The organism is Bacteroidales bacterium (genome assembly GCA_035353855.1).
Classification (GTDB): domain Bacteria; phylum Bacteroidota; class Bacteroidia; order Bacteroidales; family CG2-30-32-10; genus DAOQAK01.
This window is the reverse complement of record DAOQAK010000003.1, coordinates 64,562-83,215: the sequence shown is the minus strand read 5'-3', so window position 1 is coordinate 83,215 and position 18,654 is coordinate 64,562. Positions and strand designations below refer to the sequence as shown.

Annotated in this window: 7 protein-coding genes; all 7 read left to right on the top strand. The window is 33.4% G+C overall.

Annotation, left to right across the window (positions count from 1 at the left end):
* Nucleotides 1–255: 255 nt before the first annotated feature.
* The 7 genes from PKK00_01245 (at nt 256) to PKK00_01215 (ending at nt 18,634) form a co-directional block, all read left to right on the top strand.
* The gene (locus tag PKK00_01245; GenBank protein HNW97019.1) at nt 256–1,809 is read left to right on the top strand and encodes a T9SS type A sorting domain-containing protein; all 1,554 of its coding nucleotides are present in this window, start codon (nt 256–258) and stop codon (nt 1,807–1,809) included.
* Between the two features lie 12 nt (nt 1,810–1,821).
* On the top strand, nt 1,822–8,679 hold the full coding sequence (locus PKK00_01240; protein HNW97018.1) for a T9SS type A sorting domain-containing protein: 6,858 nt from the start codon (nt 1,822–1,824) through the stop codon (nt 8,677–8,679).
* Nucleotides 8,680–8,754: 75 nt separating this feature from the next.
* Nucleotides 8,755–10,311: a hypothetical protein gene (locus PKK00_01235; protein ID HNW97017.1), complete on the top strand. Its 1,557-nt coding sequence runs from the start codon at nt 8,755–8,757 to the stop codon at nt 10,309–10,311.
* A 6-nt stretch (nt 10,312–10,317) separates the two neighbouring features.
* Nucleotides 10,318–10,977, top strand: coding sequence for a DUF2461 domain-containing protein (locus tag PKK00_01230; protein ID HNW97016.1), 660 nt, complete (start codon nt 10,318–10,320; stop codon nt 10,975–10,977).
* A 110-nt stretch (nt 10,978–11,087) separates the two neighbouring features.
* Nucleotides 11,088–12,257 (top strand): PatB family C-S lyase, encoded by a 1,170-nt coding sequence (locus PKK00_01225; protein HNW97015.1) that lies wholly within the window; start codon nt 11,088–11,090, stop codon nt 12,255–12,257.
* Between the two features lie 212 nt (nt 12,258–12,469).
* Entirely contained in the window at nt 12,470–13,555 is a 1,086-nt protein-coding gene (locus PKK00_01220) for a PorV/PorQ family protein (protein ID HNW97014.1), read from the top strand.
* A 21-nt stretch (nt 13,556–13,576) separates the two neighbouring features.
* Entirely contained in the window at nt 13,577–18,634 is a 5,058-nt protein-coding gene (locus PKK00_01215) for a C25 family cysteine peptidase (GenBank protein HNW97013.1), read from the top strand.
* Nucleotides 18,635–18,654 lie beyond the last annotated feature (20 nt).

Genomic DNA, 18,654 nt, shown 5'->3' with positions numbered 1-18,654 from the left:
TGCAAATATCCTTATTTAATTTATAATTTGACCTATTGTCTGATTATATTTCTTTTATCTTTTTCCGATAAATAAAAAATAAAATTTACTAAGGAGATTACTTAGAAAATTAAGGATAATACTTAATTATTTTTGAAACAATAAAAACAACCTTTATTTTATTGATTCGTCTATATAAGAAGTTGACATGCCGATATTTTTTTAATATATTTGATTTATGTTTTAATGAAATTGTTTTACAAAAAATAATATTTTATGAAAATAATTTTTACGTTTTTTTTATTTTTCATTTTTCTTTTTTTAAATGCTCAGCCAATCATTGAATGGCAAAATAATTACGGAGGAACATCAGACGATTTTGGTCCAGTTGTTTTAAAAACAACAGATGGTGGTTTATTTATTGCAGTGTCAAGCAATTCGAATGATAACAACATAATTGGCAATCATGGCTTTTACGATGTATGTGTTGTAAAAACAAATTCATCAGGTGATATTGAATGGCAAAAATGTTATGGTGGTTCGCTAAGTGAGTTTGTAAATAAAATGATTCAATGCAGTGATGGTAACTTTATTCTTGTTGGCTCTGCTCAATCTATTGATGGCGATATAACGGGAAATAAAGGGAATGCTGATGTGTGTATTTTAAAAATTAATACTTCAGGAGATATAGTCTGGCAGAAAACATATGGTGGAAGCGATAATGAAACCGGCAATAATATTATTGAAACCGCTGATGGTAATTTGTGGATTATAGGGCAAACAGAATCGTATGATGGCGATGCAACATTGAGTTATGGCTCAACTGATATATGGTTGCTGAAATTAAGCTCTAATGGAAATTTGTTATGGCAGAAAAATTTTGGCGGTAGTGCTGATGATTACGGTAAAGCAATTGCCGAGGTTGACAGCAATAACTTTATTATAGCTGGTTATACCTATTCCAACGATCACGATATCCTTTCACATTACGGCTCTACTCAGAATTGTGATTTTATAGCGATTAAAATTAATTCAACAGGTAATGTTATTTGGTCGAAAAATTTTGGTGGAAATGAAAATGATAATTTATCGGGAATGATAAAAATGAATGATAAAGGATTTCTTTTGTATGGCATTTCCGCTTCTGATAACGGCAATCTTACAGAAAATAAAGGATATCTTGATGGATGGATAATTAAAATAAATTCAGAAGGAAATGTGCAATGGCAGAAATCAGTAGGCGGAAGTGAAGATGATTATTTATATTCAATTATACAGAATTCGGATGAATGCTTATATGCTGTTGGTTCAACATCATCATCAGATGGAGATATAACAACCACAGTTAAAGGAGATCATGACGCATGGATGCTTAAACTTAATTCAAGCGGGCCTGTTCAGTGGAGTACCACATTTGGTGGCACATTGGTTGATGATGCAAATTCAGTCACATTTATGGAAGATGGAACCGCAGTTGTAGCATCAAGCACCACTTCATCAGATGGCGATGTAACTGCTAATTTCGGAATGCTTGATTTATGGTTGGTGAAAATGTCGAATCTTTCGTCAATAAAAAATATTTCAGAACTTAATAATGAAATAATTCTATATCCAAATCCTGCTAAAGATGAAGTTCAAATTGCTTTTCCATTTTCAAATATGAATATAGAAATTTCTGTTTTGACTATTGATGGAAAAATCATTTTACAAAAAAATATTTTACAAACAAAAATTGAAACAATTGATATTACCGGTATTTCGGCAGGAATATATTGGTTAAGAATTTTTACGAAAGAAAAAAATATTTATAAAAAGCTTACGGTTTTCTAATATTATTTTATCATGAAAAAATATTTATACTTAAGCTTGTTTGTACTGCTTTCCTCTTTAGCTGTTGCCCAGCACCAGGTAGGCAGTGCAATGCGGTGGCAAAAATCACTTGGTGGTTCATCGTCGGATGTGGCTTACTGCATAAATCAAACATTTGATGGCGGGTATATCATTGCCGGTTCAACAAATTCAAATGATAATGATGTTACAGTGAATTATGGCGACCAGGATTTCTGGATAGTTCGTCTTAATCAAAATGGCGATAAACTTTGGGAAAAATCAATAGGAGGTTCAGGAACAGATATAGCAAAATGTATAATTCAAACTAAAGATACAGGATATATTGTAGTTGGATATTCCAATTCAATTGATGGAAACATTACACAGCATTTCGGAAATTATGATTACTGGGCTATTAAACTTTCAGCAACAGGTGCTGTTCAATGGCAGCGTGCATATGGAGGTTCTGATATTGATGAAGCATATGATGTGATTCAAACAAGCGATAATGGTTTTTTAATTGCAGGCAAAAGTTATTCGTCTGATACCAGTGTTACCGATCATAAAGGCATGTCTGATGCATGGCTTGTAAAGACAGATGTGTTGGGCGGAGTGCAATGGAAAAAATCATTGGGAGGAACATTAAATGATGAAGCAAAATCAGTTGTTCAATCTTCCGATTATGGATTTATTGTTGCATGTTCTTCTAATTCCAATGATAATGATGTGCTCGAAAATAAAGGAGCTGAAGATTATTGGATATTTAAAATGAGTATGAGTGGAACCATTTTATGGCAAAAGTCTTTGGGTGGAAGTTTAAGTGATATTCCTTCAAAAATTATTAAAACACTTGATGGGAATTATTTTATACAGGGTACATCATCATCACTTGATGGGAATGTAACAGGCAATCACCTTTCGCAGGATTTCTGGGGAGTGAAAATTGATTATGCAGGAAATTTGATGTGGCAAAAATCATATGGCGGAACAAATAGTGAAATAGGAACATCGGTAATTCAAACACCCGATAGTAATTATGTTTTATGCGGATATACATTATCATCAGATGGTGATGTGGCATTAAATCATGGAGCTTGGGACAGCTGGGCGATTAAAGCTGATAAAGCCGGAAATTTAATATGGTCAAGATCTTTTGGAGGGACAGGTTATGATAGGACCTATTCTGTTTGTCCCGGAAAAATGATGAGCACTGTTATTGCAGGAAGCTCCAATTCTTCTGACGGGAATATTGCTATGAATATTGGAGCGGAAGATTACTGGATTGCTGATATAAAAAGTGTTGCTGCATCATTCACTGCTTCTGACGATACTATATGTGCACACCAGTTGGTTAATTTTGTCAATAACACTAATGGTGCAACAAATTATGTCTGGCGTGTTAATAATATAAATTTCAGCAACCAATATAATGCTTCATATATTTTTGATACACCGGGTTCATATAAAATCACCCTGATAGCTATTAATCTGCCCAGCATTGATTCTGCTGTTATGAATATCATTGTTCATCCAATACCAAATACAATTCTGAAAAGTGATACTACAATTTGCCCTGGAACATTATTAATGCTTGAACCGGGTTATAATTCAAATTATAATTATCATTGGTCAACAAATGAAAATATTCCTGCTATAGCTGTTACTGCTGAAGGAACTTATATTTTAACGGTAACAAATATCAATACAGGATGTTTTCAAATTGATTCCACAATTGTAAATTATGCTCCTTCTGTAAACGTGAATCTTGGCCCTGATATTTTAGCTTGTATGGGAGATACGATTACATTGAATGCGGGAACTGCTTCAGGGGTTTCATATCAATGGTCTACAGGTAGTATATCAACTTCTATTGATGTACATTACTCTGGTGATTTTTCTGTTACTGCTACAAATATTAATTCAGGTTGTTATGACAGAGATACAATAAATATAATGTTTAACTCATCTCTAGATGTGAGCCTGGGGCATGATACATCAGCGTGTATGGGAAACTTAATCACATTGGATGCAGGTTATTTTCCTGATGCAACTTATTTATGGTCGACCGGTATAACCACACAAACCATACAGGCTTTGGTTTCCGGTGTATATATTGTAACTGTTCATAGTTCGGTTTGTACAGGAATTGATTCCGTGAATGTAACCTATAATCCTTTGCCTGAAGTTGACCTTGGCTCTGATATTAGTATTTGTACAGGGACAAACACAATGCTTGATGCGGGCTCAAATGCGAACACAACATATTTATGGTCAACTACTGAAACAACGCAAACTATTTTAGTAACAGCTGGTACTTATTCTGTTACGGCTACAAATAATTTTGGTTGTAAAGATGCTGATACAATTAATGTAAATTTCAAAAACACTCCGTCTGTAAATTTCGGGACGGATAAAGTTGTATGCATGGGGACACAGGTTGTTCTTGATGCACAGAATCCCGGAAGTATTTATTTGTGGTCAACAGGTGTAAACACACAATCAATAGTGGTTTCAGCCAGTGGCCAATATTCTGTTACTGTTATAGATCCAACAAGCAGTTGTTCGGATTCCGATACAATAAAAATAACTTTTGTTCCAAACCCGGTTGTTGACTTAGGTCCTGATATAAATTCATGCAGTGGCGATACTGTAACGCTTACCGCTCCTTCCATTTCAGGAGTTACATATTTGTATCATTGGTCAACAGGAGAAACTACACAAATTATAAACGTTATAGTTCCCGATTCATATTCTGTAACAGTTACAAGTGCTGAGGGATGTACTACTGCTGATACGATAAACTTAAATTTTAATGCTTTGCCTCAGGTCTCATTAGGTGCTGATACTGCATTATGCATGGGCGATACCATTACTATAGGCTGGAATTGTGCCTCTTGTAGTTTTGAATGGAAGCCCGGTTTACAAACAACTTCTCATATTCAAATTTATAATAGTGGAATGTATATTTTAAAAGTTACTGATGCATCAGGTTGTTCAAACACGGATTCTATATATGTAATATATAATCTTCCTCCGAAAATTGTTCTTGATAGTTTAAAAAATATTGATTGCTTTGGAAATAATAATGGAGCAATTTACACTTCAGTTATAAATGGAATATCACCATATACTTATCAATGGTCAGATTCAGGGCCTGCTGTTGATGACCGACAAAACCTATCTGTAGGAACCTATCTGCTGAGTGTTACAGATATTAATGGATGTGGCACTTCAGATACCTTCAATATAAGCCAACCTTCAAAATTAATCATTGATTCGGTAAATGTTGTTAATTCAAATTGTGATAATATTTCAGATGGAAGTATAAGAATATTTGTTTCCGGAGGCAGTGGACTGAATATGTTTTCAATTGATAGTGGCGTAACTTACCAGACTTCACAATTTTTCCAAAACCTTTCACATGGATTTTATGATATTATGGTAAAAGACACAAATGGATGCATTGCTTCATTGAATAATGTTTCTGTAGGAGTAACCACCTTCTTAAATGTTTTTCTTGGTAACGATACAATAATTTGTAATGGAACTTCAATTACACTCGATGCCGGAAATGCCGGTGCTTCATATGCATGGAGCTCTTCGGGTGAAACTTCTCAAACCATTTCTGCAATAGCCGGAAACTATTCGGTAACGGTTACATATAATGGTTGCGTTCATACAGATACAATTGTGATTAGCGAATATTCTAAAATAAATATTATTATTGATTCAGTTGTATCCTCAACTTGTATTCATTCTAATGATGCATCAATTCATACAAGTGTTAACGGTGGAGTTCAACCATATACTTTTATATGGTTGCCTGCCACGGGAACAATGTTAGGTGATGATTATATAAATTTAACGGAAGGGACATATACGTTGACTGTTACCGATAGTGTTGGGTGTGTTGCTACACAATCAGCAACAGTAATGCCAACTGATTCATTTTTAGTTGTCCTTGACAGTATTCATCAAATAAGTTGTAATGGAAGCACTGATGGTGCAATATATATTTCAACAACAGGCGGACATTTTACATTTTCTTATTTATGGTCAGATTCAAATACTGCATCATTTGTTCAAAATGTAAGTGCCGGAAACTATACAGTAACCGTAACGGATAATTATGGATGTATTACATCGAAAAATTTTATTTTATCGGAACCGGAAAAATTAATTATTCATGTTGAAAGTATTACTCATGCTATTGTTTGCGGCTCTTCAACAGGAGCTATGTATATTAATACAACCGGCGGTACACAGCCCTATGATTATAATTGGAATAATTCTTCAACCGGTGATAGTATTGTAAATGTTTTACCCGGACAGTATACGGTTACAGTTACTGATATTAATGGTTGTAATGCAGAGCTGACAGATGATATTTTTGATAACTATTGTCAGGTATATGTGATACCGGGTAATACGGCGACATCAATTTGCGATACTTCAGAATATTTTGAATTAAGTCCTTTTTCTATTATTGAAGATGCTGATACAAGTTCGGGGTTTATCAAATCTCAGAATGCTGTTCATTTTATTCTTAATGTACCTGCAGGTTATAAATTTGAATCAGGAGTTGGCGAAGTTTATTATGGTAATGGCGATATAATAAATGCTTCAATTACTGTAATGCCTGCATTTATTGACGTTTCATTATCTACAGGAAGCCTATATAATAAAAAAGATACTCTTGAAATTTCAGGAATCAGAATAAAAGCATTAAATAATCAGGTCATATCAACGGCTGCGATATTTATGGATGGATCATCAACAGTTTCGATAAATGGTATATCTTCAAGTACAGTTTTCGGTATTGTTAAGCAATCAAAGCCAATGTCAGTTACCGAAATATTTACTTTCAATCCTGATAGTACTGATATTGTCCAAGGTTCATTAGCCAACTGTATTGCAGGAATAAAAATAACTACTATCGGAAATTGCGGAACTCCATTAAATATTGAAGAGTTTGATCTAACAACGGCATCTTCACAAAATACAACTGATAATATTTCTGAAGCAAAAATATTTTATACCGGCCATTCTTCATATTTCGGAGCTGTTGATGTACAAGGCTCAAGCATAGAACCAGATGGAACATTTAAAATTATTGCTGCCACTCCACAGCCATTAATAGAAGGAGATAACTATTTCTGGCTCGCTTATGATATAAAAGATAACGCTGCTATTGGCGATTCACTATGCGGGTACTGCATCAAAACAAAAATAAATGGGAATTATTATAATGCAACTATAGTTCCACCTGTTGGTGTAAAGCGAATGATAAATAATTTAGGTTCATTTATATCGCATCAATCCGGAAATTGGGATGAAATATTTTCATGGGGAGGTCATAAAGGTGATAGTAAAACAATATGGACTCCTGATGAAAATGATGATGTAACAATTAATAATGGTGATACAATTACTCTTACTTCCAATGCTTCATGTGCTAACCTGACAATAAATGATGGTTTGTTAATATTAGGTTCACATCAATTAACTATTTCAGGAAACCTTACCGGAAATGAAAGAGACAGTATCAGAAGCACCAGCTCTTCATTGTTTGTAATTAACGACCTGGGAGGAAAAGATACACTTTGTATTCCTGCAGCTATGAAAAAATTGCAAAGAATTACATTAAACAGAGCTAAAGGCGCTAAGTGTAGTCATGATCTTGATCTTGATGACGCATTGCCTTCAGATAGTATAGTTCTGGTATTGAGTAATGGTGCTTTAGTTTTAGATTCAGGAAAAAAAATATTGATGAATCATAAAAATATTAAAAAAGAAATTTCATGTTCCAACAGTACTTATGTTGATGGGATTATATCAAGGGATATTAAAAGAAATGCAGGTTATTATATTTATCCTTTAGGAAATGATGGTGAATGCAGACCTTTTGGTATAGCTACTCAAAATGGTAATAATGCCAATATAAGTGAAGTCCAATTTTTCTGGTTAAAGCCGATTAATTATGATTTTATCAATTATAATTTTTTAAAAGGCGGAATCATCGATAAATTTTATTGGCGTCATGTAATTGTTACAGGTGCTAACACTTCAAGAAGGATTTATTATCATGATGAAGATTTCCCGGGTTTAACAGCCGGACAGCGTGATAGTGCTCTTTGCCTCGCAAATAATGATGGCGTTTCAGCTTCAGAGTGGACGAAAGAAACGACCGGTTATGAAGTATATGATGATGCAGGTAAAAAATATGTTGAGTTTGATTGTGCCAATGCATCGAACGATGAATACTGGACATTTGGTTCTACTAAAGCAAACTGTCCGCTGGTTGAAGATATTCTGCCAATTGAATTATATAGTTTTGACGCTTTTCTAAATGAAAACCTGACTGTGAATATTGACTGGACAACATTAAGCGAAATCAATAATGATTATTTCACTATTGAAAGAGCTGGTGCCGATTTTAAGTTTTATGAATTATTTACCATTAATGGCGCAGGAAATAATTATACATTATCAACCTATCATGCTGTTGATGATAGCCCGCTGGAAGGGACTTCATACTATCGGTTAAAACAAACTGATTTTGATGGTGAATATTCATATAGTGATATTCGTATAGTAGTTTATGATTCAGAAAACCCGATTGTAGTTTTTCCGAATCCTGTCAGAAATAAGATTACAGTACAAATGTTTTCAAATGTTTCAGATAATATCACCGTTTCAATTTATGATAGTAAAGGATGGAAGATACTAGAAAACAAAAATGAAATTCATAAGGGTACAAATGATATTACTATTGATGTTTCTCAACTTGATAATACTATCTATTTTCTTCGCATTGATTTTGAGGATAACTCTCAAAAGCAATATAGGTGCAAGTTTATAAAGGGCTGATAAAAAAAATAATGTAATTTATCTGCAATCATATATTATAAATATGATTAGTTTTGTTTTTGTATAAATACATTAATGAATTTAAAATTTTTTAAATCAGGTAATAGTTTTACAACCATTTTAATGATGTTTGTGATTATTTGTATATTTCTGTTTTCAAAACAGGAATATATTTTTAATCCCAAAAATGATGTTGGTGGGTTTGTATTTCCTGTAACTGTTTTAAAAATATGGAATGAAAGCTCTCCTTCGGAATATAATTTTTGTCCTGTACTTACCTATCAAAACAGTGGTGATAAATTTATAACCTATTATAAGCGACTTGAAGATAAAGATGGAAACAATTATTATGTTTCATCACCACCATTTTCATATATCATGGCATATTATGCTATTTCTTTTTTCCATCTTCCAATGGATGAATTTTCAATAAAATTCCTAAATGTCATTATATTAATTTTTGGAGCATTGCTTATTTACTTTATCATGAATTTAATACTTAATGAAAATTTGATGAAGTTCTCGGTTCCTTCATTTATTTCCATGGCGGTATTCTTGTTTATGCCCGTTAATATTAACATTACCGGCTATTCATATTTTCCTGAAATTTTTCTATGGCTGCAAAGTATTTTTCTTTTTTTATTTATCATTAAAAAAAATTGCGGAAATATTTATATGTTCTTTTTATTCGGGATATCATTATTCCTTGTAATTTATACTGAATGGATAGGATTGTTTTTTAGTTTTTCAGTTTTATTATTTAGCCTTTTTAAAATCAGGGAAAAATTATTTCAAAAATTTTTCATTATTACATTAATATTTTCATTCCTTCCTTTGCTTTTAACATTTATACAATTCTCATCATTAAATGGAATTGGTGCAATGGTTCATGCAATGAAAATCCGTTTTCTTGAAAGAAGTGGGTTTTTTGGTGCAACATTAAGCGCTGATGGTATTCATATTTTTAGTTGCAACTCATGGATAGTAATGCTTGAAAATATTAATCGTTCATTGATAGGCTTTGGTTACCTGGCAATTATTATGGTAATATTTTTATTTGTTTTCAGAAGGAAGATGAAATTCAAATTTAATTATAAAAGCGTTTTAGTTTATGTTATACTTCTTCCTGCATTAATCCATTTTATAGTTTTTTTCAATAGCAATGCTGTTCATAAAGAACAAATGTCAAAGTTTTCAGTATGGGTTGCCATCATATGTGGATATGTTTTTTATCAAATACAAAATAAATATCAAAATAAAATATTGTCATCAATAATAATATCACTTGTTATTTTTACTGCAATTATCTCACACTATATTTTATTGAATAATTATTCTGATATAGCTGATTATACTGTAATGAACCAACAATCGAAATACATAAAAGAAAACGCAATGCCTGATGAAGCTGTTTTTATCAGCCGGGATTCAACAAGCAATAGGGATACAAAAATATTTTTCTCTGACTATATCCTGACCTTTTTATGCGACCGAAACCTAAAGTATGCAAATGGAGAAGATGATGCAGTGAGCATTGCAAAAAAACTGGGGAAAGAAAAAGGAATCTATTTTAAATTAAATAATGATATAGCCAAATGCACCACTTATCATTTTACAATAACTTCAAAATAAAATATTATGAATGTAAAATTTATTCTAAAATTTTTGAGTGATTTAAAGAAAAATAATAATCGCGAATGGTTTAATGAGCATAAAACTGTTTACACTGAAGCAAAAGGTCAGTTCGAAACATTTGTAGATACTCTTATTCCTGAAGTTGCAAAATTCGATAATGATGTAATGCGCCTTACTGCAAAAGATTGTCTTTTCAGGATATATAATGATACCCGTTTTTACAAAAACAAACCACCATATAAAATAAATATGGGAGCTTTTATTGCTAAGGGCGGTAAAAATTCAGGTAGTGCCGGGTATTATTTTCATCTTGAACCGGGCTCTTGTTTTTTAGGAGGAGGAATATATATGCCACAATCCGAAAGGTTAAAATTAATAAGGCAGGAAATTTATTTTAAACTGGATACTTTTATTTCAATAATTGAAAATAAAAATTTTAAAAAATATTTCGGAACAATTGAAGGTGAGAAAACAAGCCGCGTACCTAAAGATTTTCCAAAAGATTACAAAGGTGCCGAGTGGTTGAAGTATAAAAGTTATTCAGTTTTATACCCCATGAAACCTGAATTATTAGCAGAGAAAGAATTAATGAAAACAGTACTGGGCGTTTTTTCTCAATTAACTCCGCTAAACCACTTTTTAAATACAGCATTAACCAATTGATTTATACTCGTTCTTATTCGTATTTTAAAAATGATCAGAACGAGTTATGCCGATTTATCCCGACTTGTTGTGGATAGAAATTTTTAATTTTATTTTTTTAAATAAGCATGATGAAATATAATTTTGACGAAATAATTCAACGCGAAAACACAGCCTGTGTTAAATACGATTTGCGAAAAGAGTTATTTGGAAGGGAAGATGTAATACCTATGTGGGTTGCCGATATGGATTTCAAATCACCCGATTTTGTTGTAAAAGTTTTACATGAAAGGTTATCACATGAAATTTATGGCTACTCCATAAGACCAGAAGGATTTTATAATTCTATAATCAACTGGCTTCAAAAACGACATGCCTGGAAAATACAACGCGAATGGATTTCTGTAAGTCCCGGTGTTGTACCTGCAATGGCTATATGTGTACAAGCCTTCACTAAACCCGGTGACAAAATAATTATTCAGCCGCCGGTTTATCATCCGTTTTTTCATGTTGTTGAAAAAAATCAACGACAATTGGTTTGCAATCCGTTAAAAAATATCAATAACTATTATCATTTTGATTTTGATGATTTGGAACAAAAAATTGATAAGCAAACTCGAATGTTAATTTTATCAAACCCGCACAACCCGGTTGGACGTGTATGGACAAAAGATGAATTAATTCGCTTGAGTGAAATCTGCATCAGGAATAATATTATTATTTTATCCGACGAAATTCATTCCGATTTAATTTACCGAAAATACAAACACATTCCTTTGGCTTCAATTTCGGAAGAAATTTCACAGCATGTTATTACAGCAATAGCTCCCAGCAAAACATTTAATTTAGCAGGGCTAAGCACTTCGGCATTAATAATTCCAAATAAAAAATTATTCAGCATATACGAATCAACTCTTAACAATATTGAAATTGGTATGGGCAACTTGTTTGGGAATATTGCACTCGAAGCAGCATACACTCATGGCGAAGACTGGCTGGAACAACTGCTGGATTATTTGCAAAAGAATATTGATTTTATAAAAGTTTTTTTACAGAAAAATTTACCCGATATAAAACTTATTGAACCGGAAGGAACGTATTTGCTATGGCTTGATTTCAGAAATTTAAAATTAAATCAAAATGAGTTAAATGATATTCTTATCAAAAAAGCAAAAGTCGGGTTTAATGATGGGGCAATATTTGGCAAAGAAGGTGAAGGTTTTCAGCGAATGAATATCGCCTGTCCGCTTTCGGTTATTGAAAAAGCTTTAACCCAAATTAAAGAAGCTATTATAAATTAGTTGAAGTCAGAATAAAAAAGAGAACGCGTAACGGAATTATCCTTGCCTATTTGACTAAGTTATGAAATTAGGACTTATGAGCTTCCGATAATTAATGTTTGCATTTTTTGTATTATTTTAGTATTTTTATAGGTCAGATTAAAGAATATATACTTTTTCTGTTAATTTTACGTTGGAATTCAATCAAATAAAAGATTGAAAATATGAAATGCATGATAAAGAAAATCTTATTAATCGCTTCGGTTGTATTTTATAGTGTTTATACAAATGCGCAAGCACCAAAATACAGTAATGAGTTTCTTGCTATCGGAGTAGGAGCAAGGGCGCTTGGTATGTCGAATGCTGTAGTAAGCATTACCGATGATGTAACTTCGGGTTACTGGAATCCTGCGGGATTAACGCATATCGAATCCGACCTTCAGCTTGGATTAATGCACTCTGAATATTTTGCAGGCATTGCTAAATATGATTATGGTGCATTAGCAAAAAAGATTGATGAAAAGAGTGCCGGAGCTTTTTCTTTTATCCGTTTTGCAGTTGATGATATTCCTAATACTACTGAACTTATTGATGCCGAAGGCAATATTGATTATGATCGTATTACCACTTTTTCTGCTGCTGATTATGCTTTTATCTTTTCGTATGGTAGAAAATTAAACGAGAATCTAAGAGTAGGCGCCAATGCTAAAATTGTTCATCGTAAAGTTGGCGATTTTGCTCGTTCATGGGGCTTTGGTCTTGATGCAGGAGCTCAATATAAATATAATAAATGGTTATTTGGAGCTACTGCACGTGATATTACTTCCACTTTCAATGCTTGGAGTTTTGATATCCCCGAAAATATGAAAGAAGTTTTTTCTTTAACAGGAAATGAAATTCCAACCAATTCAATTGAAGTTACATTACCAAAATTGATAATTTCAGCCAGCCGTAAATTTAATCTTTCTCCGAATTTTATTTTTATGCCTGTTGTGGATGTTGACTTTACTTTTGACGGGAAAAGAAATGTTTATTTCAGAACGAATTTCATTAGCGCTGACCCTCATTTTGGCGGAGAATTATCATATAAAAATATTGTATTTCTTCGTGGTGGCATTGGGAATGTTCAGTATGTAACAAATTTATCCGGTAAAAAGGTTACAAGCTATCAGCCTAATATGGGAATAGGGATTCGCATTAAAAATAAACTTGAAATTGATTATGCATTAACCGATTTATTGGATAAATCAATTGCCATTTATTCAAATATTTTTTCGTTAAGAATTAATATTAATAAAGGTGAAAATAATGCAGACTAAAGCAAGATATTAAGTATTGCTATGAAAAAATATTTACTTCTTTTAATTTTATTTACTTCTGTTTATTCCATTGCATTTTCACAGCCATACGGCAATGAATGGATTAAATATAGCCAGCAATACTGGCGAATTATTGTATACCGGGATGGCGTGTTCCGAATTGATTCTGCAACTCTTGCAAATGCAGGTGTTCCCGCAAATACCAACCCCAAACGTTTTCAAATCTTTGGACGTGGAGTGCAGCAATATATTTATGTGAAAGGCGAGAATGATAATGTTTTTAATGCTAATGATTATATTGAATTTTATGGTATGCACAACGACGGATGGTACGACTCCGCACTATATTTAAATAAAGCCGACCATCCCAATGCAAATTACAGTATGTTTAACGATACGGCAATTTATTATCTGACCATTAATCCGTATTCAACGAGCAATTATCGTATGACTTTAGAAACTGATGTTGGCTCTTATCCGGTCCAGACCTATTTTAATAAAATTTCACGAGCTGATTATGTTAGTAGGTATTCAACTGGTACTACCGATGGTAACGATGTAACCGATCCGGAATATATTGCTTCTGAAGGTTGGTTTGATCAATGGTTTTCAAAAGGAAGTACAGTTACTAAAAGTATTCCTGTTGCAAATATTTATTCTTCAGGCACTGCCGATATAGAGTTCCTGCTTGTTGGTGCATCTAACTTTGCTGGTTTAAATCCTGACCATCATATTAACATGAATTTTGCGGGTATAACAATAGATTCATTATTTGAAGGTTACTATACTTGTAGGTATAAGTGCTCTGTAGCATGTTCAGCCCTGGGCACATCTACATCTTCTTTTAGTTTCTCTTCTGTTAATGATCTTGGAAGTAGCGGCAATCCTGATTACAACACATTGTCATATATTAATGTGAAATATGCGCATACATTAAATCTTGAGGGTGATAGTAATTTTGTAATGTATGTACCTTATCTAAGTGCTTCAGCAAAAGTAAAATTAAGTCTTTCAAATTTTACTGTTACTGGTAATGATTCAGTGCGATTTTATGATTTAACCAATCACAAACGGATAAAGGTTGTAAAAAATGTTTCGAACTATGATGTTGTACTTCCAAATTCTGCTGGTGAAAAGAAATGTTATATTACTTCTGAAGGTCAAATTCAAAATATAACTTCATTAGAACCGGTAAACTCAGATGTTTCAAATTTCGCAAAATTCACTGATTATACAACTTCTTCAGTTTTAAATTCGAATTATATTATTATTACTCATAAATCGTTATGGAGCGCAGCAGAAGAATATCGGGATTATAGGAATTCGTCTGGTAGCGGCACTTATAAGGCATTGCTTGCTGATGTTGATGAATTATACGATCAGTTTTGTTATGGTATTCGAAAGGACCCGGTTGCTATCCGTAATTTTATGTATTATGCTCAAGATAATTTTTCTGATGTTCCTAAAGATGTTTTTTTAATTGGAAAAGGTTACCGTGCAGCCAATGCAGATGCTTCCAAATGTTACAGGAAAAACTCGGGATATTACAGTGCCACACTTATACCTGGTTTTGGCGCACCTCCTTCTGATAATCTTTTTGTCAAGCGTGATACATCTTTAACGCCTATTATTCCTATAGGTCGTTTGGCAGCTAAAAATTCAACACAGGTTGGATGGTATTTAAATAAAGTTCAGGAATATGAACAAGTACAGTCTGAAGGTCCGCAGGAATGGATGAAAAATGTTTTACATTTTGGAGGCGGGAGTACCCAGCAACAGGTTAATGCCCTTTCAGCTTATCTTAATAATTATAAAAATATAATTGAAGATACATTATTTGGCGGATATGTTCGTTCGTTCTTTAAAAGTTCCACCGCACCTATTCAAATAAATACTGCCGACTCATTACAACAAATTATTAATAACGGAGTATCATTAATGACATTCTTTGGGCATGGTGCAGGAATAGGATTTGATTATAGCATTGATTACCCTTCTGCATACAGTAATCACGAAAGGTATCCTTTCCTTATGGCTCTTTCATGCCTTGCAGGCGATTTGTTCAATGAAGTTGAGACCTCAAGTGAAGATTTTATACTTATTGATGAAAAAGGGACCATCGGTTATCTTGCTTCCATAACTTATGCATACCAGGATGCCCTTGATCATTATGCAAATTATTTTTATAAAAATATTGGACAGATAAATTATAATAAACCTGTTGGTATATGTATACAGAATACAATAGATACAATACAAAAACTGTATCCTAATGTTTTTAGTCATAAATCAGCTTGCCTTGAAATGACCTTACATGGTGATCCTGCTATTAAAATAAATAGTTATGATTTGCCCGATTACCAGATTACCCAGCCGGATGTGTATTTTACTCCTTCTGAAGTTACTACTCTCGACAGTGTTTTTTCTATAAATATTATTTCAACAAATATCGGGAAAGCTATTGATACTGTTTTCAGAGTAAGTGTAAAGCGTGAATTTCCTGATGGTTCAGAAAAAGATACCATTATACTTGTTGATGCTACTCTTTTTAAAGATACCTTTTCTATAGCACTGCCAGTAAGTGTTTCAAATGGTGTAGGTGTAAATAAATTTACTGTTTGGCTTGACTCTTACAGTGAGATACCTGAAATATCTGAAACAAATAATTCGGTTTCGGCAACTTTAAACATAAAGTCAAATGATATAACTCCTGTATTGCCATACGAGTTTGCCATTGTACCTTCGCTTACAAATCTCACACTTAAAGCATCTACCGGTGATCCTTTTGCTTTAAATAAAACATATCGGTTTGAATTGGATACTACTGACGCGTTCAACAGCCCTGCTAAAGTTTCACAGCTTGTAGTTCATCCCGGTGGTGTTATATCGTGGAATCCTGTTTTCCCGATATTAAAAGATAGTATTGTTTATTTCTGGCGTTGCAGCCCTGATTCTGCAACTTATGGAACATATACCTGGCGCGAAAGTTCTTTCCAATATATCACCGGCAAACACGGATGGGGACAGGCACATTTTTTCCAGTTTAAAAATGATGAATACCAATATGTGAAATATAATAAAACTGCACGACGTTTTCAATTTGTGAACGATTTGAAATCGATATTTGCCCAAACAGGATATTTTATTAATGATAGCTATTATTATTGGGCTGAAGAAAAAGTTGCGATCAATGGTTATTCATATCCCGGTTTTATATGGACTTGCTTAGGCATGGGGCATGGATTTAAAATTATTGTACTCGATTCAATTAGTGCTGAACCATGGGAGGTGCCAGCAATAGGTATCCCATATTATGTTTCTGGAGCATTTCACTGCCAGGAGACATCGGCAACCAATGTTTTCGATTTCCCGCTTTCAACCAATGTTAGCGAAATGGATGCTTTAGCTCACTTTCTTCTTGATTCAGTTCCTGAAAACGATTATGTTATTGCAATGTCGCATCGAAATCATTTTTGTAATGAGTGGAATTTAAATCTTATTAACGCTTTTCGTTCAATTGGAAGTAGTATCGATACAATAAACATTACTAAACCAACAGATGGTAATCCTTATATTATTATTGGTAAAAAAGGTGCGGTACCGGGTTCTGTAGCAGAATTAAAAGCAAGTACCATAGAATTACAACATTTATCGGATACTATACAAACCCGTTGGAAGCAAGGGTATATCGAATCTACAATTATTGGCCCTGCTGCAAGCTGGGATTCGTTATTCTGGAGAGTGGAATCGATTGATCCGAATTTAACAGATGAGGTAAAATTAAATGTAATAGGAATTAAAAACGATGGATCTACAGAAATATTAATTAAAGATCTTCCTCCATTATCGGATTCGCTTGATATGTCAATCCACGACCGTATCGACAGCAGTATTTATCCGTATATTAAACTGATGGCAGTGATGAAAGATGAAACATTCAGCACACCTTACCAGATGATTCGCTGGCAGGTTACATACGAGCCGGTACCTGAGACTGCCTTAGACCCTTTGCTGTATTATACTTTTGAAAGCGATACAGTGGCTGAAGGCGATAGTATTCATTTTGCCTGTGCTACTCATAATATCGGAGAAGCAAATATGGATAGCCTTTTAATTCATTTCTGGGTGATTGATGCAAATCGTAACGTTGCTCAAAGTAAGTATGTGCGTTATGAAACACATCCGGTTGGAGATACACTTATCGGTTCGGTTTCCTTTCCTACTAATGGATTAGCCGGTCTTAATGAATTATGGATAGAAGTAAACCCGAATGATGACCAGGTTGAGCAATATCATTTTAATAATATCGGAAGCCATACATTTTATGTGAACTCTGACAAGATAAATCCTTTGCTTGACGTAACTTTTGATGGGGTTCATATTATGGATGGCGATATTGTTTCTTCTAAACCATTGATTGAAATAAGACTGAAGGATGAAAATAAATTCCTGTTGTTAAATGATATTTCCGATACATCTCTTTTTAAAGTGTTTATTCAAAAGCCGGATGAATCACAAGCTGCACGTATTTACTTTACATCTCCGTCCGGTGAAGAGATCATGAGATTTTATCCGGCTCCGTCTTCATCTGATAATAAATGTAGAATTGAATATAATGCGGGATTCCCTGTTGACGGGATATATAAGCTGATAGTACAGGCTAAAGATAAATCGCAGAACAATTCGGGGTATTATGATTATGAACTGGATTTTGAAGTGATAAATAAATCAACAATTACACAGGTAATGAACTGGCCTAATCCTTTTTCAACAGCTACACATTTTGTATTTACGCTTACCGGCTCAGAAATACCTAACTATTTCAAGATTCAAATCATGACAATTACCGGAAAAGTAGTTCGTGAAATAACCCTGGATGAATTAGGTTCAATTCATATAGGAAGAAATATTACACCATATGCCTGGGATGGTAAAGATGAATATGGAGATCAACTTGCGAACGGTGTATACCTGTATCGCGTTATTTCTTATATTAATGGAAAGACTATTGAGAAATCGCAAACCGATGCGGATAAATATTTTAAACAGGAATTCGGAAAAATGTACCTGATGCGATAGTGGAATTATTTTTCCTGTAT

Bases quoted from the DNA above. Each gene is read 5' to 3' on its own strand.
- PKK00_01220 (HNW97014.1), top strand. From the start codon at position 12,470: ATGATAAAGAAAATCTTATTAATCGCTTCGGTTGTATTTTATAGTGTT.
- PKK00_01235 (HNW97017.1), top strand. From the start codon at position 8,755: ATGAATTTAAAATTTTTTAAATCAGGTAATAGTTTTACAACCATTTTA.
- PKK00_01245 (HNW97019.1), top strand. From the start codon at position 256: ATGAAAATAATTTTTACGTTTTTTTTATTTTTCATTTTTCTTTTTTTA.
- PKK00_01225 (HNW97015.1), top strand. From the start codon at position 11,088: ATGAAATATAATTTTGACGAAATAATTCAACGCGAAAACACAGCCTGT.
- PKK00_01240 (HNW97018.1), top strand. From the start codon at position 1,822: ATGAAAAAATATTTATACTTAAGCTTGTTTGTACTGCTTTCCTCTTTA.
- PKK00_01230 (HNW97016.1), top strand. From the start codon at position 10,318: ATGAATGTAAAATTTATTCTAAAATTTTTGAGTGATTTAAAGAAAAAT.
- PKK00_01215 (HNW97013.1), top strand. From the start codon at position 13,577: ATGAAAAAATATTTACTTCTTTTAATTTTATTTACTTCTGTTTATTCC.